The sequence below is a fragment of the Mesorhizobium sp. 2RAF21 genome, from assembly GCF_052115345.1.
Taxonomy (GTDB): Bacteria; Pseudomonadota; Alphaproteobacteria; order Rhizobiales; family Rhizobiaceae; genus Mesorhizobium; species Mesorhizobium terrae.
Window position 1 is genome coordinate 79104 of record NZ_JBFRGM010000015.1, and the last position, 20213, is coordinate 99316.

Genomic DNA, 20213 nt, shown 5'->3' on the forward strand with positions numbered 1-20213 from the left:
TTACCTCAATTGCGGGCGATGGAGCCGACGGCGACATCGTCGACGCGCTTCAGGTTCATGCCGATCACCGGCACCATCTGCTCGTCGACCTTGACCGAAACGGTGACGATCATCGAATTCTGGTCGGGCACGCGCGCTTGCATGACGCCGCGCAACTGATTGCGATTGATGGCGAAAACCACCTTGCGGTCGTCGACGACGTTACCGGAGATGATGTCCATCCCGGTGCCGGACGAGCCGCCCATGAAGGAGCCCTTGTAGCCGTCGCGGCCCTTGCGTTCGACGGTGGCCGCCATCTTCTGCGAGAAGACGCCGACGCGGCAATCGCCGTCCAGCGTCATGCCAACCTTGCCGCTCGGCGTGGAGCCGGTGAAATTGCAGGTGAACTTGGTGCCCTTGTATTTGCCGGCGACGATCTCGCCCGGGCCCACCCATTGTCCTTCGACCGTCTGGAAGAACTGCTTGTCGCGATCGGCGCCGAAGGCCGTCGTTCCTGCCGCTACCGAAACGGCAGCCGCAAGCGCTAGCGGCATGGCGGCAGACGAAATCACGCTTTTCATGAATGACACCCGGCAACGAGAACGCTGTGTTGGAACGTGGGGCAACCATGAAGAAGATTGGTTAATGCTTCGTGACCCGAGCAGCCTTCGGGCGGTTCCGAACCTATGATTTCGCGTCGTTCTTGCCGTCCTTGCCGCTGGCGAAGGAGGTGAGCGCGGCGAGGAAATCGCCCATGCCGGGGCGCCTGACCGCGGTGAAGGGCAGCGGGCGAACCGTTTCCATCGCGGCGATGCCGATTCGCGCCGTCATCATGCCGTTGACCACGCCTTCGCCTAATTTGGCCGACAGTCGCGCCGCCAGGCCATGGCCGACGATCTGCTGGACGAAACTGTCGCCGACGGCGATCGAGCCGGTGACCGCCAGATGCGCCAGCACGCTGCGGGCCAGGCGGAAGAAACCCAGCGTGCCGGGTCGGCCGCCATAGAGTTCCGACAGGCGACGGATCAGCCGGCCGGCCTCGAAGACGACATAGGCAATGTCGACCAAAGCGCGCGGGCTCACCGCCGTCACCAGCGACACGCGCTTGGCGGCGTCGAGGATCAGCGCCTTGGCCTGGCTGTCGAGCGGGGTCAGGATTTCGGTTTCGGCCAGCCTAACCAGATTACCGCCGTCGATGATCTCGCCGCGCAATTCGGCCAGTGCGCGACGCCCGGCGGCGGTCTGCGGGCGCGCGGCGACGAAGGCGGAAAGCTCGTCCACCACGGCACGGGCGGCGTTGGGATCGTCGCGGGCGATCGCGTCGAGCGCCTTCGTCTGCAGCTTCTCGACCTTGGCCAGCCGCGCGATCGCCAGGAATTCGCGACCAAGGATGACGATGAGAGCAAACAAGGCGACCGCCGCGACACCGGTGGCCAGCCAGCCCAGCCAGTCGGCGCGGGTGAACAAGTCGCGGATCAGCCGGTCGGTCCACAGGCCAATGGCCAGCGATATCAGAATGCCGACGGCGCCGAAGAACACATTGGCAAGCAAGGAGCGTTTGCGCGGTGCCGGCGCGGGTGGCGGTTCGGCGGCGGTGAAATCCGGCTCGTCGAAGACATCGATGGCGTCGGGAACGACGACCGCGACGTCGGCCTTCAGCGCGCGCGGCTTGCGCGCCGTCTCGACCGGTCTTGCCGGCTCGTTGGGTTTCGTTGCCGGTTCGGGCTCGATGCGGAACGCCGCCGGCTTGCGGGACGTGGTCATGCCAGACGATCTCCGATCAGGAACTGCAGGGCACGGTCGAGGCGGATATGCGGCAGCGACAGCGTCACGCCTTCGGCGGTGCGTTCGAGCTTGGGCGGGCGGAAGCGCACGAAGCGGACGGCTGGATCGACCTCGTCCAGGTCGGCGGCGCGATGATCCTCGAACACGGCATCAACGCTTTTCGGCAAGTCGCCGGGAAATATGGCTGTTTCGGTGTTTCCATCAAAAGTCTGGTCGCCGATGCGCTCGCCCGCCAGCGGCGTGCCGATGATGACCGGTAGCGTCTCGCCACCCTGCTTGACGGTGCCTTCGCGGGTGGCGCGCACCGCCGCCATGGCCACTACATCGACCGCCGCGCCGGTGAAGCTTGCTTTGGCGATGGCGCGGTCGGCCAGCCGGCGCACGATCGCCTGCAGCCGGTCGTGGCTTTCGTGATGCAGATGGTCGGCCTTGGTGGCGGCGATGAGGATTCGGTCGATGCGGCGCGAGAACCAGTCGGTGAGGAAGGAGCCGCGCCCCGGCCGGAAGCAGGCGAGGATCTCGGTGACGGCGCGTTCGAGGTCGGCCATCGCAGCGGGACCTGCGTTCAGCGCCTGCATGGCGTCGATCAGAACGATCTGGCGGTCGAGCCGGGCGATGTGCTCGCGGAAGAACGGCTTCACCACATGGGTCTTGTAGGCCTCGTAGCGCCGCTCCATCATCGCATGCAGAGAGCCCGGCCGGGCGCGCGTGGCACCAAGCCCCGGCAGTGGCGCGAAAGTCAGCGCCGGCGAACCGTCGAGATCGCCGGGCATCAGGAAACGGCCGGGCGGCAGCGTCGACAGTGCCCTTTCATCCAGCTTGCAGGCTTTCAGATAGGCAGCGAAGCTCTCGGCCAGCCGGCGCGCCGTCAGTTCGTCGGCGTCGGCATCGGCGCTTGCATCGGCCGACAGCGTTCGCCATTCCCGGGCGAGGTCGGCCCGCACCGGCAGGGCGGCCAGTTCGAAGGCCTCGTTGGAGAAATCCGCGTAGGATTTGCCGAGCAATGGCAGATCGAGCAGCCATTCGCCGGGATAGTCGACAATGTCCACTGACAGCTTGCCGGCCGAGAACATGCGGTTCCAGCCGGAAGCTGATTCATATTCGATGGTGAGGCGCAGTTCCGAGATGGCGCGGGTCGAATCCGGCCAGATGCGTTGATCGACGAGTGCCGCGATATGGTCCTCGTACTGGAAGCGGGGCACCGCGTCGTCGGGCTGCTGTTCGAGAAAGGCGCGGGCGATGCGGCCGGACTTTTGCGCCTCGAACAGTGGCAGGCGGCCGCCATGCACCAGATTGTGCACCAGCGCGGAGATAAACACCGTCTTGCCGGCGCGCGACAGGCCGGTGACGCCGAGCCTGAGCGAGGGGGTGAAAAGGCTGGTGGCACGGCCTGCGACCGTGTCCAGCGCAATGCGGGCCTCGTCGGAAAAGGTTGTCAGCGATGACGCCAATCCGGTCCTCTCGCGCTTTGCCGGTCCTGATCTCCCGCAAGCGCGGGCACCCCGATATAGGTCGTTCGCGGCGTCATTAAAATGGCGCGGCGCAAAATGGCGTCGAGGCGATCACACCGTCGCGGGAATGAGGAACGCCTCCAGATAACCTTTCCCGGGAGCGGCATTGGCAAGGCCGTCGTCGAAACGGATGACGGCAAGCCCCGAGGTCGGGAAGCCGTGCTCCAGCGTTTCATGGGCGGACGGATCACCATCGCCCGACACCGCCATGGCCAGGTCCTCCATCATCGGATTGTGGCCGATGACGAGCAGCGAACCATAGCCGCCATTGTCGCGGATGATCTGCAAATAACCGGCGGCGTCCTCGCTGTAGAGCTTGTCGAAATAGAGCACGCGGCCGGTGTCGGTATGGCTGGCGATGCCGCCGAGCGTCTCGCGCGCTCGCAGCGCGCCGGAACACAAAGTGAGGTCGGGAACATAGCCGTTGGCGCGCATGGCGGTACCGATCGCCTCGGCATCGGCAATTCCGGAAGGGTCGAGCGCGCGGTCGAAGTCGCGCGTACCGGGCAGGGCCCATCCAGCCTTGGCATGCCTGAGAAGATAGAGTTTCGCCACCAACACCCCCGTCCTGCCGGCGCCGGTCGCCGGTTCTCCGTTACAGGATTAGCCAGCGGATCGTTTCGGCGCAACGTTGCAGGCATTGGCAAATATGCCACAAGCGGCACGACCTGGGGTTGATCGGGGGCGCGGGCGAACCGCGGCGGGACCTGTATTAACAAATGCGCAACATGTCGACTGTTTGCGCTTGTACAGCCATTGCCTCGCGAATATATAGGCGCCAAATTTAGGGCAGTCGGGTGAGTCGAATGAGCGCAATTATAGCTTCCGATTACATACCCTCCGAAGACGAGCCGTTCATGAACGAACGGCAAAAATCATACTTTCGGCAAAAGCTGATTACCTGGAAGAATGATATTCTGCGCGAGGCGCGCGAAACTCTCGAAATCCTGCAGCAGGAAAATGCAAATCATCCCGATCTGGCCGACCGTGCATCGTCGGAGACAGACCGGGCGATCGAGCTCAGGGCGCGCGACCGTCAGCGCAAACTGATCTCCAAGATCGATTCCGCCCTGCAGCGTATCGACGAGGGTACCTATGGCTATTGCGAGGAGACGGGTGAGCCGATCTCGCTGAAGCGCCTCGACGCACGCCCGATCGCGACTTTGTCGATCGAGGCGCAGGAACGCCACGAGCGCCGCGAAAAGGTCTATCGCGACGATTGAGGCCGGCTTTGGCCGTATGACAGTCTTTGTGAGGATGGCCGGCTTGCCGGCCATTTTCTTTTGCGGTCGCTGTTAAGAGCGCCCTGAAACCTGCTTGTGCGGTTCCGCCCGGCGCGCCCGGGCAGTCATTCGCTTCAGGAACCGCTCTCCCGGGGTGGCGATTTCAGCGCTTGTGGTTGGAAAGCTCGCCCAGCAGCTTGGCCATTTCGTCGTCGAGCGACGGCGAAGCCTTGGCGCCGCTTTTGGCCGGCGGCAGGGCGTCTTCCTCCAGCGACACTTCCAGTTCCTGCATCAGCGCGTCGTCGAGAAGATCGTCGGTGACGGGTGGCGGCGGCGTTCGCAGGGCGGTTTCCGCTCGTACAGGCTCGGCCCGTGGGGCGGGCTGCGCTGCCGGCTGCGGCTGGACACGCGGCGCTGCCGCTGGCGCCACCGGTTCGCGATGCGACACATGGTTCGCCTGCTGGCGTGGCGGCTCCTGCCGCACGGGCTGGGGCGCGGGTGCCGGCTGGGCCGGGCGCTGCTGTTGCCTGGCAGGCGCCGGAGCTGCCGCCTGCGGCTGGCCGTCTCCGGTCAGCACCGGGCGGCGCGAGGGAACCATGCGGATATCGCGCTCGACCACCACGTCGGTCGGTCCGCCGATCAGGATCAGATGTTCGATGTCGTCGCGGCGCACCAGCACCAGGCGGCGGTGGCTGTCCACGGCGGTGGCGTCCATCACCGCCAGGCGGGTCTTGCGGTTGCGGCCGCCGGCCACATAGGTGCCGAAGGTCAGGCTGCGGATCAGCTTGACGATGAGCAGGATGACCACGAGGAACACCAGCGCGGCGAGGGTCCACAGGATGGCGGGCGCGTAATTCGGCCCCGCAATGCTTTCCAGCCAACCCAGCATCGACATCCCCACAACTATCCGGCCCCGTACGTGCGGCGACACTAATTGTGCCGTCCGGCCGTCGCAAGGCGCGTTTCATGCATTGTGAACAGGACGCCACAGAACATCATTCCATACGGCCGTCGATGGTGCTGTTTTTGACTTACATTTGCCAGCGGGGTCTTTTCCGGGCAGGGAGAATATGATTCAACCGGGCGAGTCGGGCGCCGTCGGCTGCAGCGCAGTCTCATCGCAAGTCCATAACAGGCTCTAGAATTGGTGAGCAGGGGGCATATGGCCAAGGAAACGGGCGGCGAGTTCTATCCCATGCCGATCGTCGACCAGGGCACGCGGCCGGGTGCCGTAACCCGGCTGATCGTCTTCATGGTGGTGCTGGCCGGCGCCGCGATCGTCTTCGGCCTTTTCCGCGAGCGTTTCGGCGATCCCTTCCTGCTCGGCATGCTCGGCGTGCTGGCGATGATCGGCGTCGGCTTCCTGTTCGCCACGGCGATCGGCTTCGTCCAGATCGCGCCGCGCTCGACCAGCGACGAACTGTCCAAGGCCTATGTGGATTCCATGTCGCAGGGCCTGCTGGTAACCGACGCCAAGGACCGCGTGGTCTACGCCAACCGTGCCTATGCCGCGATGACCGGCGCAACCGCTGCCGCCGACGTCAAGACGGTGGAGGGGCTGCTTTCCGACATTCCGGAGGCGACCGGCACGATTTACCGGCTGGCGGCTGGTTTGCGCGACGGCCAGGCCGGCGATGGCGAATTCAGGCTCACCCATTCGATCCGGCCGGGCGCCGAACCCGGCGCGCACTGGTACCGCACCAGGGCGCGCACTTTCTCGGTGCCGGGCCTGCGCCAGCCCCTGTCGGCCTGGCAGCTCGCCGACATTTCGGCCGAGCGCGCCGAACAGGAGCGTTTCTTCCTCGACCTGCAGCAAGCGATCGATCATCTCGACCATGCGCCGGCCGGGTTCTTCGCCGCTGACCCGGAAGGTCGCGTCACCTATGTCAACGCGACGCTTGCCGAATGGCTGGGCATCGATCTGACATCCTTCTCGCCGGGTGCCGTGGCGCTTTCCGACATCGTTGCCGGCGACGGCATGGCGCTGATCCGCTCGGTGCGCGCTGATCCAGGCACGACGCGCAATGCCGTCATCGACCTCGATCTCACCACCATGGCCGGCAAGGCGCTGCCGGTGCGTTTCATGCACCGGGTTTCGGCCAGCCGCGAAGGCTTGAGCGGGCCCAGTCGCACCATCGTGTTGAACCGTACGCAAGGCGAGGACGCCTCGGCCGATCTGCGCGCCTCGGAAATCCGCTTCACCCGCTTCTTCAACTCGACGCCGATGGCGATCGCCGGCGTCGATCATGCCGGCCGCATCCTGCGCACCAACGCGCCGTTCCTGTCGCTGTTTTCCCCAGCCGTCGATCGCGACTCGCTCGACCGCAAGGTACGGCTCGACACCGTCATCCACGAGCGCGACCGCCCGGCTTTTGCCGCAGCGCTCGAAAGCGCGCGCCAGCGGCAGGCTGAGATCGCGCCCATCGACACCGTGCTGCCCGACAATGAGGAGCGGCATGTGCGCTTCTACGTCAACGCGGTTGCCGACGGCACCGACGGCGAAGGCGCCGAGGAAGCGGCCATCGTCTATGCGGTGGAGACCACCGAGCAGAAGGCGCTCGAAGGCCAGATGGCGCAGAGCCAGAAGATGCAGGCGGTCGGCCAGCTCGCCGGCGGCATCGCGCACGACTTCAACAACGTGCTCACCGCCATCATCATGGCTTCCGACCTTCTGCTCGCCAATCACCGGCCGTCGGACCCGTCCTTCCCGGACATCATGAACATCAAGCAGAACGCCAACCGTGCCGCCTCCCTGGTGCGCCAGCTGCTGGCTTTCTCGCGCAAGCAGACGCTGCGGCCCGAGGTGCTTAACCTCACCGACGTGCTGGCGGACCTACGCATGCTGCTCGCCCGGCTGGTCGGCAATACCATCAAGCTCAAGGTCGATCATGGCCGCGATCTGTGGCCGGTCAGGGTCGACATCGGCCAGTTCGAGCAGGTGGTGGTCAATCTGGCTGTCAACGCGCGCGACGCGATGCCGTCGGGCGGCGATCTCACCGTGCGCACCAAGAATGTCACCACTGATGAATGCGCCACCTACGGCTATCGCGAATTGCCCGCGGCCGACTACGTCGCGGTCGAGGTCGAGGATACCGGTTCGGGCATTGCGCCGGATGTGCTGAAGAAGATCTTCGAGCCGTTCTTCACCACCAAGGAAGTGGGCAAGGGCACCGGCCTCGGTCTGTCGATGGTCTACGGCATCATCAAGCAGACCGGCGGTTTCATCTTCTGCGATTCGGAAGTCGGCAAGGGCACGACCTTCCGCATCTTCCTGCCGCGCCATGTCGCGGAGGCGCCGAAGCAGCCAGCCGAGGCGAAGTCGCAGATCGCCGGAGAGGCGGTCGGTGGCGAGACCGCTGCCGCAGCACCCGCAAAGACCGCCGATGCCGCCAGGAATGGCGACGCCAAGGACCTGTCCGGCTCTGCCATAGTCCTGCTCGTCGAGGACGAGGACGCGGTGCGCATGGGTGGGGTCAGGGCGCTGAAGTCGCGCGGCTATACCGTGCACGAGGCGACGTCAGGCGTCGAGGCGCTGGAGATTTTCGACGAACTCAAGGGCAAGATCGACATCGTCGTGTCGGACGTGGTGATGCCGGAGATGGACGGGCCGACCCTGCTCGGCGAACTGCGCAAGCGCCAGCCCAACATCAAGTTCGTCTTCGTCTCGGGTTATGCCGAGGACGCTTTCGCCAAGAACCTGCCGGCCGATGCCCAATTCGGCTTCCTGCCGAAGCCGTTCTCGCTCAAGCAATTGGCAACCGTCGTCAAGGACGTGCTGGAAAGCTGAGTTTTCGACCTAGCGCAGCGTGCAGGTCGCGGCGCTCGCCGCGCCGTCGGGCTGGCGCATGATGATGTCGAAGAAGATATTCTTCGGCCCGTCCTCGGTGGCCTGGGTGAGGGAGACCTTGTTGCCGCCAGTCGAGAAGCCGCCGAGCGGCCCAAGCCAGGTGATCTCGCCGTTCTTGTCCATCTCGTAATTGTACCCCTGCATGGCCGGTCCGTAGGTCGGGCCGCTATAGACGCGTCCCTTGATGGTGATGTCACCGAGATAGAGGAAGGCGCCAAGCAGGTAGACCTCGCAGCGATAGCCGCCGTCGGGCAGGGTGCCGTCGGCGATACCGGCGCGTGCACTGCCGGCAACAAGTGCTGCGGCGAGCGAAAGCGGGATCAGGAGGCGGCGCTTCATCGGCTGGATCCGGTTGCGTTGCCAAGCATGCAGCATTTTTTCGACAGAGCCGCAACATTGGAACGGGAAGGCGCTTGCGTAATGTGGAGCGCTGCAATCATATATAGCCGACCTCTAATACGGCTCTTGGCCTTACCGATCCATGTTATGCTTTGCATGGCCTTGGTGAGTCGGCCGTTTTTCCGCGTCACACTTGATTTGGGGGCAGATCGAGGAAGACGTCGCCGGCGCTGGCAAGTTCCACGCAAGCGATGAAGCGTAGGCTTCCTTCCGCGATCTGAGCGTTGCTAAGCGCATCGGGCAAGGGGACGGGCCGGTGGAGACTTTCTTCGAGGACTACCAGAAACGGCGCCTGGTCAACCGCGCCGACATTCTGACCGCCATCAATATTCTGAAATCGCAGGGCTATGACGAGGACGAGATCATTACCGAGATCACGCGCGTCTTTTATGTCGACCTCGATGAATACAATGAGCTGGTAAGGGCAGCCTGATCCGGGTGCGGCCAGGCCTTCGGGCTTAGCCAACAAGAGCCGGGATCGCTGTGCTCCTTTGTGGTATTATCGCTGATGCAGCGGGGGACGCGGCATGAAGCACCTCATCGTCGTTCATGGCAGGGACATCAAGCCGGCGGGTTCGGAGCTCGCCTCGCTGTCGAAGCGGGCGATCGTCAGAGGCTTGCAGCGGGCAGGGCGCGCCGACATCGCCCAAGGCGTGGCGAGTGGCGCTGTTCGTTTCTCCAGCGCCTATTACGGTGACATCAACAACCGCATCGAAGCTTCCTACAGCGCCAAGACGGCGGCGCTGCTGACCGCGCAGAACGATGCCGGTTACGCTTTCAGGCCGTGCTTTCCTGCCGCCGAGCTGGAAGCGGCCTACGCCATGACCGACGCGCTGCGCAGCTTCAACCTGGCCGCCTATCGGCATGTGCTGGATATCGCCGATGACTGGCGGCTGCTCGACGAGGCGGCGGATGCCGCCAGCCTGTTCGGCAGCCTTCTCACCTTCGGCCTGCTCAACACGCTGGTGGTGGAAACGGTCAAGTCGGACCTCACCGCCTATCTGACCTCGCAGCGTGTCGGCTCCGAGATCCGCGCCCGGCTGCAGCAGGTTCTGGAGCCGGCACTGGCGGCGGGCGACGACATCTGCCTGGTCACCCACAGCCTCGGCTGCATGGTCGCCTATGATGTCTTCTGGAAATATTCGTTCCGGTCCGAATACGCGCATATGCGCGACGCCGGCCGGAAGGTGAACCTGTGGCTCACCATCGGCTGTCCGCTGGGCGAGGTCGGCGTGCAGCGCAACCTGCTCGACGGTGTGGTGCTGGACGACGAGAAATATCCGCGCGACCAGTTCCTCGACTGGGTCAACGTACATGCCGAGGACGACTATATCGCCCATGCCGAAAGCATGCGTTCGGCGTTCTCGACCATGCGTTCGAAGAAGTATTGCCGTTCGATCACAGACAAGAAGATCTACAATTGCTGGTATTACCGCGACGCCGCCAAGGGGCGGCTCGTGTCCAACCCGCACGACCTTTACGGCTACCTGATGAACCAGGACACGGCCAAATACATCGCGCAATGGGCGGCTTAGGCCGCGCCGCCTAGAGCGGAATGTTGTCGTGCTTCTTCCAGGGGTTCTGGAGGTCCTTGTTGCGCAGCATCCTGAGCGCGCGCGCCACACGCCGGCGCGTCGAATGCGGCATGATCACCTCGTCGACATAACCGCGCTCCGCCGCCACGAAAGGCGACAGGAAACGATCCTCGTAGCGCTTGGTGTGGGCGGCGATCTTGTCGGCGTCGCCGATATCCTTGCGGTAGATGATCTCAACCGCGCCCTTGGCGCCCATCACCGCGATCTGCGCCGTCGGCCAGGCGTAGTTCATGTCGCCGCGCAGATGTTTCGAGGCCATGACGTCATAGGCGCCGCCAAAGGCCTTGCGGGTGATCACGGTCACCTTCGGCACGGTCGCCTCGGCATAGGCGAACAGAAGCTTGGCGCCATGCTTGATCAGTCCGCCATATTCCTGCGCGGTGCCCGGCAGGAAACCCGGTACGTCAACGAAGGTGACGAGGGGGATGTTGAAACAGTCGCAGAAGCGCACGAAACGCGCCGCCTTGCGGCTTGCGTCCGAATCCAGAACGCCGGCCAGCACCATCGGCTGGTTGGCGATGAAACCCACCGTGCGGCCCTCGACGCGGCCGAGGCCGGTGACGATGTTCTTGGCGAAGGAGGCCTGGATTTCGAAGAAGTCGCCTTCGTCCACCGTCTTCAGGATCAGTTCCTTGATGTCGTAGGGCTTGTTGGCGTTGTCGGGAATCAGGCGGTCGAGCGACATGTCGTGGTCGGTCACCGACTGGTAGCATTCGATCTCGGGGATCTCGGCGGTGTTGGAGGCCGGCAAGAGGTCAACCAGCCGCCGCATCTGCAGCAGCGCCTCGACGTCATTGTCATAGGCGCCGTCGGCGATCGACGATTTCGTCGTGTGCACGGAGGCGCCGCCGAGCTGTTCGGCCGTCACCGTCTCGTTGGTCACCGTCTTCACCACGTCCGGTCCGGTGACGAACATGTAGGAGGTGTCGCGCACCATGAAGATGAAGTCGGTCATTGCCGGCGAATAGACGTCGCCGCCGGCGCAGGGGCCCATGATCAGCGAAATCTGCGGGATGACGCCGGAGGCCAAGACGTTGCGCTGGAAGATTTCGGCATAACCGCCGAGAGCGGCCACGCCTTCCTGGATGCGGGCGCCGCCGGCGTCGTAGAGGCCGATGATCGGCGCGCGGTTGCGCAGCGCCATATCCTGTACCTTCATCACCTTCTCGGCATGGGCTTCCGACAGCGAGCCGCCGAACACGGTGAAATCCTTGGCGAAGAGATAGACCGGGCGGCCGTTGACCGTGCCCCAGCCGGTGACGACGCCGTCGCCGGCCACCTTCGATTTCTCCATGCCGAAATCGGTCGAGCGGTGCTCGACATACATGTCGAACTCCTCGAACGAACCTTCGTCGAGGAAGATCTCGATGCGCTCGCGCGCGGTCAGCTTGCCCTTGGCGTGCTGGGCGTCGATGCGGGCCTGGCCGCCGCCAAGCCTGGCGATCTCGCGCCGACGCTCGAGTTCCTTCAGCACTTCCTTCATCGGGCGGCCTCCCTGCAATGCTCTGTCCGCTTTTGGTATCGGCGCGGCGAGGGGAGTGCAAGCAGGGCTTTGGTTTCACGATGCAAACCGGCATTTCGTCGCTTCGACGGCGAAATATCGGCGGCCGGTAACGACAAGTCCCGCGGCCATGCCGGCCCGCCTCGTTCCAGATGGCGAGGCAGATGCGCAATGCTGCAATGCAACATCAGACCCTTGCTTTTTTGAGCGAACTCCTCCATATGCCGCTTCATAGGCGCTCGGGCCGGGGCTTTCCCGGCTTTCTCCTTGATCGAGACTGGTTGCGTCTGTTCCCCTTGCTTTTGGGCAAGGCGGTGTAAGTCCCGCGGCAAGAGGCTGGCGGGCACGACAGCGCAGCCGAGCGGGCTTAAAGCCCGCCCGCCTTGTCGTCCCATTCCTGTTTTTGACGGCGGGTTGCGCCCGGCCGCCATCGCTGTTTGCGGCTATGTCCGCATGAAAGAAGATTGTTTTGACCAATGAAATCGCTGCGGAGCTGAACGGCTTCGCCAAACTCGGAATTTCCGGCCAGCTCCTGAAGGCCACCAATGCGGCGGGCTTCACCGAGCCCAAGCCGATCCAGGAGCAGGCTATCCCGGCGCAGCTCGCCGGCCGTGATATCCTGGGCATCGCCCAGACCGGCTCGGGCAAGACGGCTGCCTTCGCGCTGCCGATCCTGTCGAAGATCATCGCGCTCGGCACCAAGCGCCGGCCGAAGACGGCGCGCGCGCTGATCCTGGCGCCGACCCGCGAGCTGGCAGTCCAGATCGAGGAAACCATCAAGGTGCTCGCCAAGGGCGCGCATATCTCCACCGCACTGGTTCTGGGCGGTGTTTCCCGCTTCAGCCAGGTCCGCAAGATCGGCCCCGGCGTCGATTTCCTGATTGCCACGCCCGGCCGCCTCATGGACCTGGTGCGCGAGAAGGACGTCATTCTCTCCGAGACCACCTGGCTGGTGCTCGACGAGGCCGACCGCATGCTCGACATGGGCTTCATCAACGACGTCAAGCGCATCGCCAAGGCCACCCATCCGGCCAGGCAGACCGCGCTGTTCTCGGCCACGATGCCGTCCGAGATCGAACAGCTGACGCAAAGCCTGCTGCGCGAGCCGGTGCGTGTCGAAGTGGCGCCGCAGGGCACCACCGCAGCCGAGATCGTGCAGAGCGTCGTGCTCGCCCGCACCAAGCAGAAGCGTAAGGTTCTGTCCGACATGCTGGCCGATGAAGCCATGAGCTCGGTGATCGTGTTCGCCCGCACCAAGCATGGCGCCGACCGCGTCACCAAGGATCTGGAGCGCGATGGCTTCGAGGCCGCCGTCATCCACGGCAACAAGAGCCAGAACGCCCGCCAGAACGCGCTGAACGGGTTCCGCAACGGTTCGGTGCGCATTCTGGTCGCTACCGACATCGCCGCCCGCGGCATCGACGTGCCCGGCATCAGCCATGTCGTGAACTTCGACCTGCCGGATGAAGCGGAAAGCTATGTCCACCGCATCGGCCGCACCGGCCGCAACGGCCGCGACGGCATTGCGATCACGCTGGTCGATCCGTCGGAGAACAGCAAGCTGCGCCAGGTCGAGCGCATCATCCGCATGAAGCTGCCGGTACTGGCAGACCATCTCGGCCAGCCCGATCCGGCGCGCGAGCCGCGCCCGCAGGGCGAACGCGGTTTCGAGCCGGCCAATGACGGCGCGCGCGAAGGCCGCGAGCATCGTCGCGACGGCCGGCCGCGCAATGATGGCTTCGGCAAGAAGCGCTTCGGCGGCAAGCCGGGCGGACGTCCGTTCTCCGGCAAGCCGGATGGCGAGCGTGGTGCCCAGGGCGAGCGCAGCCAGGGCGGTGACCGTCCCTTCAGCGGCAAGCCGGCCGGTGAACGGCATTTCCACGGCAAGCCCAAGGGCGACCGTCCGTTCGCCGACAAGCCGCATGGCGAGCGCAAGCCGGACGGCAACAAGCCGTTCCGCAGCAAGCGCCGCTTCGGCCGCAAGCCGGCCGCGCGAGCTGCCTAACGAACAGAGCGGGGCCATCCGGTTCGGATTGGCCCCGTTTTTTTTGCCGCGTGTTTTGACGTCGATGTCCTTCACATTACGCCGTCTGCTCCTGGAGGACATGGACCGTGCCGCCATCGTCCTGCGGCAAGCCTTTGACGAGCGGCTGCCCTGGCTTGCCGGGCTGCACAGGCCCGACGAGGACAGGGCCTTCTTTCGAAACCACGTCCACCGGACATGCGAGATCTGGGGTGCGCTAGACGGCGACATCGTCGGCTTCATCGCGTTCCGGGACGGCTGGGTGGACCAGCTTTACGTGCTGCCGGCCCATCAGGCACGCGGCATGGGTACGGCATTGCTCGATATCGCCAAGGCAGCCTCACCGAGGCTGCGGCTATGGACGTTCCAGAAGAACCGGGCCGCGCGCGTTTTCTACGAAAAGCACGGTTTTGCGGCCATCGAGGAAACCGACGGCAGCAGCAATGAAGAGCGCGAGCCGGACATTCTCTATCTGTGGCAGCGGCAATCTGGGGCGAACGGCTCGGTCTAGGCGGGAAACGCTCTAGGTTCCCTGCGAAGGCGCGAAGCGGGCCACCAGTTCGTGGCTTTCGGCGGCATAGACGAAACGCACCTGCGTGACCGGGTGTTCGGCGTTCCAGGTACGCCGCTCCACCACCAGGCATGGCGCGCCCACCGCAATGTCGAGCGCCGTTGCAATCGCCTGGTCGGCCGCCATCGCACGGATGCGATGCTCGGCGGCATTCCACGGCACGCGCCCGACCAGCCAGGGGCTCGGGCTGATGTCGAGGAACTGTTCCTCGTCGGCTTCCGGTACGGCGGTCAGGTTGATCAGGCGCCGTTCCTGGCAGAATGGCCGTTTGCCGGCGAAGTGCAGGCATTCGAGCGCCAGCACCGGCCCGGCGGTTTCGAGGCCGAGCAGTTCGCGATCTTCGGTATTGGAACGGCGCTTGTGGCGCGACACGCGCTCGTAGCGGTAGGGCAGGCCGGTCACCTCGACCTCGGTGCGGATGTCGTGGATTTCGAGAATCGCCGCCTGCGAATGCGGCTGGCGCACGAAGCTGCCGGAGCGGCGACGGCGCTCGATCAGCCCGGCCTTGGCGAGTTGCGACAGCGCCTTGTTCACCGTCATGCGCGAGCAATTATACTCGGCGGTCAGTTCATGCTCGAAGGGAATGCGGTGGCCGGGGGCCCAGGTTCCCGACAGGATCTTCTCGCTGATGTCCGACAGGATGCGCTGATGCAGCGACGATGGTTCCGCTGTCATTGTCATCAGTCTGCATCCCCCATCTTTGCAATCCGGCGGCCGTCAACCGGCCGACAGCTTGATCATCACGTTCCGGAAGCGTTCGGCAATGGCCTCCCGCGCAAAATGACGGCCGTTCTCGACCAGTTTTTTGCCATGCACCCAGGCGCAGGCGATACGCGTGCCGTTTGCGAAGATCCAGGCGTCGAGGATGGCGTCGCCCGATTTGCCGGCAAGCGAAGGATGGTTCGCATCCAGCGAGACGAAATCGGCGGGCGCGCCCGCCTCGAGACCGGTTTTCGCAACACCGAGCGCCTGGTTTCCGCCGACCAGGGCGGAGCAGAACAAGTTGCGGCCGTTGGATTGGCCGGGCGCCGCCAACACATTGCGGGCGCGGTGGAAAATCCGCTGCGAATATTCGAGCTGGCGCAGTTCGTCGCCAACCCCGATCAGCACGTTGGAATCGGAACCGACGCCGTAGCGGCCGCCATGGCTTGAGAACAGAGGCGCGGAAAAGGTGCCATCCCCGAGATTAGCCTCGGTAATCGGGCACAGCCCGGCGATGGCGCCGGATTTCGCCATGGCGATCGTCTCGGCATCGGTCATGTGGGTGGCATGGATCAGGCACCAGCGGCCGTCGACCTGCTGGTTTTCGAGCAGCCATTCGACCGGCCGTTTGCCCGACCAGGCAATGCAGTCGTCCACTTCCTTCACCTGTTCGGCGATGTGGATGTGGATCGGCGCCTTGGGCAGCAGCTTGGCCACATCCGTCAATTCCGCCGGCGTCGCGGCGCGCAGGCTGTGCGGTGCGACGCCGACAACGCCGCCATCGAGGGCGCCTACAGTCTTCCGCGATTTATCGAGAAGTTTCGAAAATGCGTTGAGATCGTTGATGAAACGCCGCTGCCCTTCATTCGGCGCGCTGCCGCCGAAGCCGGAATGGGCGTAGAATACTGGCAAAAGGGTCAGCCCCAGCCCGGTCGAATTGGCTGCGGCGGCGATGCGCTCCGCCATTTCCGCGATGTTGGCATAGGCGCTGCCGTCGCAGTCGTGATGCAGATAGTGGAACTCGCCGACCCGGCAAAAGCCGGCCTCGAGCATCTCGACATAAAGCTGCGACGCGACCGCCTCGACGTCGTCGGGCGTCATCGACAGCGCGAAGCGATACATCACCTCGCGCCAGCTCCAGAAGGAATCGGCGCCGGGGCCGCGCGTTTCGGCAAGGCCGGCCATGCCGCGCTGGAAGGCATGGCTGTGCAGGTTCGGCATGCCGGGGACGACGATGGCGTGCCGCTCATCGCCGGGCTGCGCGGTCGTGCCGGGCTGCACCGAGGCCAGCGTGCCGTTGGAAACCGCGATGCGCACATTCTTGCGCCAGCCGTCGGCCAAAAGCGCCTGTTCCGCAAAGATTGCCGTCACGCCGTCATCCTCCCTGTACGTAAACGGCGCCAGAATAACACTTGCGCCGCGTTTCAATATGTATATACATAATTTCGGTGGAGTGAAGCGGAAAAAAGCTATGGCTGAGGAGGAGAAGGGCCGGGCAGGGGCAAGCCGCGTGTGGTGCAATGCGCGCCTTGCGACGCTGGCCGAAACTGCCGCGGGTCTTGGTGAAATCGAACGCGGCGCCGTCGTGGCGCGCGATGGCCGCATTGTCTATGCCGGTCCCGAAGCGGACATGCCGGCAGCCGCAGCCGGGGCTGAAATCGTCGATTGCGAAGGCCGCTGGATCACGCCCGGCCTCATCGACTGCCACACCCATCTCATCCATGCCGGCAACCGTGCCAACGAATTCGAGATGCGGCTGGCTGGTGCCACCTATGAGGAAGTCGCCCGCGCCGGCGGCGGCATCGTTTCTTCGGTGAAGGCGCTGCGTGCAGCGAGCGAGGATGAACTGGTCGCGCAGACCCTGCCGCGCCTCGATGCGTTGATGGCCGAAGGCGTCACTACCGTAGAGGTGAAATCCGGCTACGGGCTCGACTTTGCCAATGAAATGAAGTCGTTGAGGGCGGCGCGCCGCCTCGGCGTGGAGCGCCCGGTGGCGGTGCGCACAACCTTCCTCGGCGCGCATGCGCTGCCGGTCGAAGCCAATGGCGACAAGGACGCTTACATCGACCTGGTGGCCAAGACGATGCTGCCGGCAATCGCCGCCCAAAAGCTCGCCGATGCCGTCGACGGTTTCTGCGAGGGCATCGCCTTTTCGCCGGAGCAGATTGCCCGCGTCTTCGACGCGGCGAAGGCTGCCGGCCTGCCGGTGAAACTGCATGCCGACCAGCTGTCCAATCTGAATGGCGCGGCGCTCGCGGCGCGCTACGGCGCGCTTTCGGCCGATCATCTCGAATATACCGACGATGCCGGAGCGGCGGCGATGGCCAAGGCGGGAACGGTCGCCGGTATCCTGCCCGGCGCCTATTATTTCATCCGCGAGACGAAGAAGCCGCCGATCGCGTTGTTTCGCCAGCACGGCGTGAAGATGGCGGTGGCCACCGACAACAATCCCGGCACCTCGCCGCTCACCTCGCTGCTGCTCACCATGAACATGGCGGCGACGCTGTTCGGCATGACGGTGGACGAATGCATCGCCGGTATCACCCGCGAAGCCGCCCGCGCGCTCGGATTGCAGGGCGAGACCGGCACGCTGGAAGCCGGCAAATGGGCCGACCTCGCCATCTGGGATATCGAACGGCCGGCTGAACTTGTTTATCGCATGGGCTTCAATCCGCTCCATGCCCGTATCTGGAGGGGACAATGACCGAACTCGTGCTGAAACCCGGTAACGCCACGCTGGCCGACTGGCGCGCCATCTATCGCGGTGCCGTGCCGGTGCTCGATCCATCCTGCAAGCCGGTCATCGAGGCCAGTGCCAGGGCGGTCGAACGCATCGTCGCCAAGGGCGAGCCGGTCTATGGCATCAACACCGGCTTCGGCAAACTCGCCAGCGTGCGCATTCCCGCCGCCGATCTCGAAACGCTCCAGCGCAACATCGTGCTCAGCCATGCCGCCGGTGTAGGCGAGCCGATGCCGGTCGCGGTGGCGCGATTGATGATGGCGCTGAAGCTTGCCTCGCTGGCCCAGGGTGCTTCCGGCGTGAAGCCAGCGACGATCGATCTCTTGCAGAAGATGCTGGCCAACGACGTCATTCCGGTGGTGCCGGCGCAAGGCTCGGTCGGCGCTTCGGGTGATCTCGCACCGCTCTCGCACATGACGGCGGTGATGATCGGCGTTGGCGAATGCTTTACCCCGCATGGCCGCTTCCCGGCCAGGGTCGCCTTTGCCTCGCACGGCCTGGAACCGGTGACGCTGGGCGCCAAGGAAGGGCTGGCGCTGCTCAATGGCACGCAGTTCTCCACCGCCTATGCGCTGGCCGGCCTGTTCGAGGCAGAAGTGCTTTATCAATCGGCGCTGATAGCCGGCGCGCTGTCGACGGATGCCGCGAAAGGTTCCGACGCGCCGTTCGATCCGCGCATTCATCTGCTGCGCAAGCATCGCGGCCAGATCGAGACCGCGGAAGCGCTGCGCAACCTGATGGCCGGCAGCGCCATCCGCGAATCCCACCGCGTCGGCGACGAGCGCGTGCAGGACCCGTATTGCCTGCGCTGCCAGCCGCAGGTCATGGGCGCCGCACTCGACGTTCTGCGCAAGGCCGCCGACACGCTGCAAACCGAGGCCAACGGCGTCACCGACAACCCGCTGATCTTCGCCGAGGACGACACCGCGCTGTCCGGCGGCAATTTCCATGCCGAGCCGGTGGCGTTCGCCGCCGACATGATCGCGCTCGCCGTCTGCGAGATCGGCTCGCTGTCGGAGCGGCGCATCGCCATGCTGGTCGATCCGGCGCTGTCCGGCATGCCGGCCTTCCTGACGCCAAAACCCGGCCTCAACTCCGGTTTCATGATCCCGCAGGTGACGGCGGCCGCACTCGTTTCCGAAAACAAACAGAAGGCCTATCCGGCCTCGGTCGATTCCATCCCGACCTCGGCCAACCAGGAAGACCACGTCTCGATGGCCGCGCATGGCGCGCGCCGCCTGATCGGCATGATCGAGAACGCCACCGCGGTGATCGGCATCGAATTGCTTGCCGCGGCCCAGGGCTGCGATTTCCACCAGCCGCTGGCTTCCAGTGCCGCGCTGGAGGCCGTGCGCAAGGCGGTGCGGACGCAGGTGCCTTATCTCGACGACGACCGTCATTTCCATCCCGACATGGAAAAGGCGATCGCGCTGGTGCGCGGTGGCGCGCTGGTCGAGGCCGCCAAGGCGATCAAGCTGCCGGCGATCAGCGGGGGCGCTGCATGACGCAACCCGCCTGGCTCACCGTCCAGCGCGGCGAGGCGCCGCTGCTGGTCTCGATCCCGCACACCGGTACCGACCTTGCCGGGCTGGACGATCGTTTCGTCTCTGCCTGGCTCGCCCGCCGCGACGCCGACTGGTGGATCGAGCAGCTTTACGATTTCGCCGTCGGCCTCGGCGCCACCGTGGTGCGCACCACGATCTCGCGTTCCGTCATCGACGTGAACCGCGATCCGTCCGGCGTCTCGCTTTATCCGGGGCAGGCGACGACGGAACTGTGCCCGACAACGACCTTCGACGGTGAACCGCTCTATAAATCAGGGCTTGAGCCGAACACCGACGACGTGGCCGGGCGCCGCAAGATCTATTTCGAACCATACCATGCCGCGCTCGAGGCCGAGATCGCGCGGCTGCGCGGCCTGCACGGCAAGATCGTGCTCTACGATTGCCACTCGATCCGTTCCGTCATCCCGAGGCTGTTCGAAGGCAAGCTGCCGCTGTTCAACCTTGGCACCAATTCCGGCAAGAGCGCCGATCCGGCGCTTGAGAAAAAGGTCGCCGACATCATGGTCGCGACGGGGCGGCCCTGGGTCGTCAACGGCCGCTTCAAGGGCGGCTGGATCACCCGCGATCATGGCCGGCCGCAAGACGGCGTCCATGCCTTGCAGATGGAGCTTTCCTGCCGTGGCTACATGCTGGAGCCGGAAGGCAAGGTCGGTCCGGCCAACTGGCCGAGCCGCTACGATCCCGAATTCGCCGCGCCGATGCGCGCGACGCTGACTGAAATCCTGACGACCGCACTCAACTGGGCGAAGGCCTGATCTTCGAGGGAGCATTC

The 20213-nt window shown here is 64.8% G+C and carries 18 protein-coding genes; 9 read left to right on the forward strand and 9 right to left on the reverse strand.

Annotated features, from left to right (window positions below; all coding sequences use genetic code 11):
- Window positions 1-5: 5 nt before the first annotated feature.
- The 4 genes from AB4136_RS23650 to AB4136_RS23665 all read right to left on the reverse strand — a co-directional run bounded on the left by AB4136_RS23650 (window position 6) and on the right by AB4136_RS23665 (window position 3830).
- Window positions 6-560, reverse strand: a complete 555-nt coding sequence (locus AB4136_RS23650; RefSeq protein ID WP_024922228.1) for a hypothetical protein — start codon at window positions 558-560, stop codon at window positions 6-8.
- 103 nt (window positions 561-663) lie between these two features.
- On the reverse strand, window positions 664-1743 hold the full coding sequence (locus AB4136_RS23655) for a YcjF family protein (protein ID WP_024922229.1): 1080 nt from the start codon (window positions 1741-1743) through the stop codon (window positions 664-666).
- The gene (locus AB4136_RS23660) at window positions 1740-3215 is read right to left on the reverse strand and encodes a YcjX family protein (RefSeq protein ID WP_024922230.1); all 1476 of its coding nucleotides are present in this window, start codon (window positions 3213-3215) and stop codon (window positions 1740-1742) included. Before AB4136_RS23660 ends, AB4136_RS23655 begins: the two co-directional genes overlap by 4 nt.
- A 111-nt stretch (window positions 3216-3326) precedes the next feature.
- Entirely contained in the window at window positions 3327-3830 is a 504-nt protein-coding gene (locus AB4136_RS23665; protein WP_024922231.1) for a SixA phosphatase family protein, read from the reverse strand.
- A 251-nt stretch (window positions 3831-4081) separates the two neighbouring features.
- Between AB4136_RS23665 and dksA the strand changes: the two genes are divergently transcribed.
- On the forward strand, window positions 4082-4498 hold the full coding sequence (dksA, locus tag AB4136_RS23670) for an RNA polymerase-binding protein DksA (RefSeq protein ID WP_024922232.1): 417 nt from the start codon (window positions 4082-4084) through the stop codon (window positions 4496-4498).
- Window positions 4499-4661: 163 nt separating this feature from the next.
- Here the strand turns inward: dksA and AB4136_RS23675 are convergent, their stop codons facing one another.
- Complete coding sequence (locus AB4136_RS23675; RefSeq protein ID WP_036254749.1) at window positions 4662-5387, reverse strand: flagellar biosynthetic protein FliO; 726 nt, start codon at window positions 5385-5387, stop codon at window positions 4662-4664.
- Between the two features lie 273 nt (window positions 5388-5660).
- Here AB4136_RS23675 and cckA point away from each other — a divergent pair, with 273 nt between their 5' ends.
- Complete coding sequence (gene cckA, locus AB4136_RS23680) at window positions 5661-8285, forward strand: cell cycle histidine kinase CckA (protein WP_024922234.1); 2625 nt, start codon at window positions 5661-5663, stop codon at window positions 8283-8285.
- 9 nt (window positions 8286-8294) lie between these two features.
- On the opposite strand, the gene AB4136_RS23685 is transcribed toward cckA, so the two are convergent.
- Complete coding sequence (locus AB4136_RS23685) at window positions 8295-8684, reverse strand: hypothetical protein (RefSeq protein WP_024922235.1); 390 nt, start codon at window positions 8682-8684, stop codon at window positions 8295-8297.
- Between the two features lie 316 nt (window positions 8685-9000).
- On the opposite strand from AB4136_RS23685, the gene AB4136_RS23690 reads away from it, so the two are divergent.
- Entirely contained in the window at window positions 9001-9177 is a 177-nt protein-coding gene (locus tag AB4136_RS23690; RefSeq protein ID WP_162835308.1) for a hypothetical protein, read from the forward strand.
- Between the two features lie 94 nt (window positions 9178-9271).
- Window positions 9272-10279: a hypothetical protein gene (locus tag AB4136_RS23695; protein ID WP_024922236.1), complete on the forward strand. Its 1008-nt coding sequence runs from the start codon at window positions 9272-9274 to the stop codon at window positions 10277-10279.
- A gap of 10 nt (window positions 10280-10289) precedes the next feature.
- Here the strand turns inward: AB4136_RS23695 and AB4136_RS23700 are convergent, their stop codons facing one another.
- Window positions 10290-11822, reverse strand: coding sequence for an acyl-CoA carboxylase subunit beta (locus AB4136_RS23700; protein WP_024922237.1), 1533 nt, complete (start codon window positions 11820-11822; stop codon window positions 10290-10292).
- A gap of 487 nt (window positions 11823-12309) precedes the next feature.
- On the opposite strand from AB4136_RS23700, the gene AB4136_RS23705 reads away from it, so the two are divergent.
- Together AB4136_RS23705 and AB4136_RS23710 are read left to right on the forward strand one after the other, a co-directional pair.
- A complete protein-coding gene (locus AB4136_RS23705; protein WP_137900734.1) occupies window positions 12310-13845 on the forward strand; it encodes a DEAD/DEAH box helicase in 1536 nt (511 codons plus the stop codon).
- 100 nt (window positions 13846-13945) lie between these two features.
- Complete coding sequence (locus AB4136_RS23710; RefSeq protein WP_441931585.1) at window positions 13946-14374, forward strand: GNAT family N-acetyltransferase; 429 nt, start codon at window positions 13946-13948, stop codon at window positions 14372-14374.
- A gap of 12 nt (window positions 14375-14386) precedes the next feature.
- On the opposite strand, the gene hutC is transcribed toward AB4136_RS23710, so the two are convergent.
- Complete coding sequence (gene hutC / locus AB4136_RS23715) at window positions 14387-15115, reverse strand: histidine utilization repressor (RefSeq protein WP_137900733.1); 729 nt, start codon at window positions 15113-15115, stop codon at window positions 14387-14389.
- Window positions 15116-15151: 36 nt separating this feature from the next.
- Window positions 15152-16507 carry a formimidoylglutamate deiminase gene (locus tag AB4136_RS23720; RefSeq protein ID WP_137900732.1) on the reverse strand — a complete coding sequence of 452 codons (1356 nt, stop codon included), beginning with the start codon at window positions 16505-16507 and terminating at the stop codon, window positions 15152-15154.
- A gap of 100 nt (window positions 16508-16607) precedes the next feature.
- On the opposite strand from AB4136_RS23720, the gene hutI reads away from it, so the two are divergent.
- The 3 genes from hutI to hutG are packed head-to-tail and all read left to right on the forward strand — an operon-like array spanning window position 16608 to window position 20196.
- Window positions 16608-17840: an imidazolonepropionase gene (hutI, locus tag AB4136_RS23725; protein WP_137900731.1), complete on the forward strand. Its 1233-nt coding sequence runs from the start codon at window positions 16608-16610 to the stop codon at window positions 17838-17840.
- A complete protein-coding gene (hutH, locus tag AB4136_RS23730) occupies window positions 17837-19381 on the forward strand; it encodes a histidine ammonia-lyase (protein ID WP_137900730.1) in 1545 nt (514 codons plus the stop codon). The genes hutI and hutH overlap by 4 nt, the downstream gene beginning before the upstream one ends.
- Window positions 19378-20196 (forward strand): N-formylglutamate deformylase, encoded by an 819-nt coding sequence (hutG, locus tag AB4136_RS23735; RefSeq protein ID WP_024922244.1) that lies wholly within the window; start codon window positions 19378-19380, stop codon window positions 20194-20196. Before hutH ends, hutG begins: the two co-directional genes overlap by 4 nt.
- Window positions 20197-20213 lie beyond the last annotated feature (17 nt).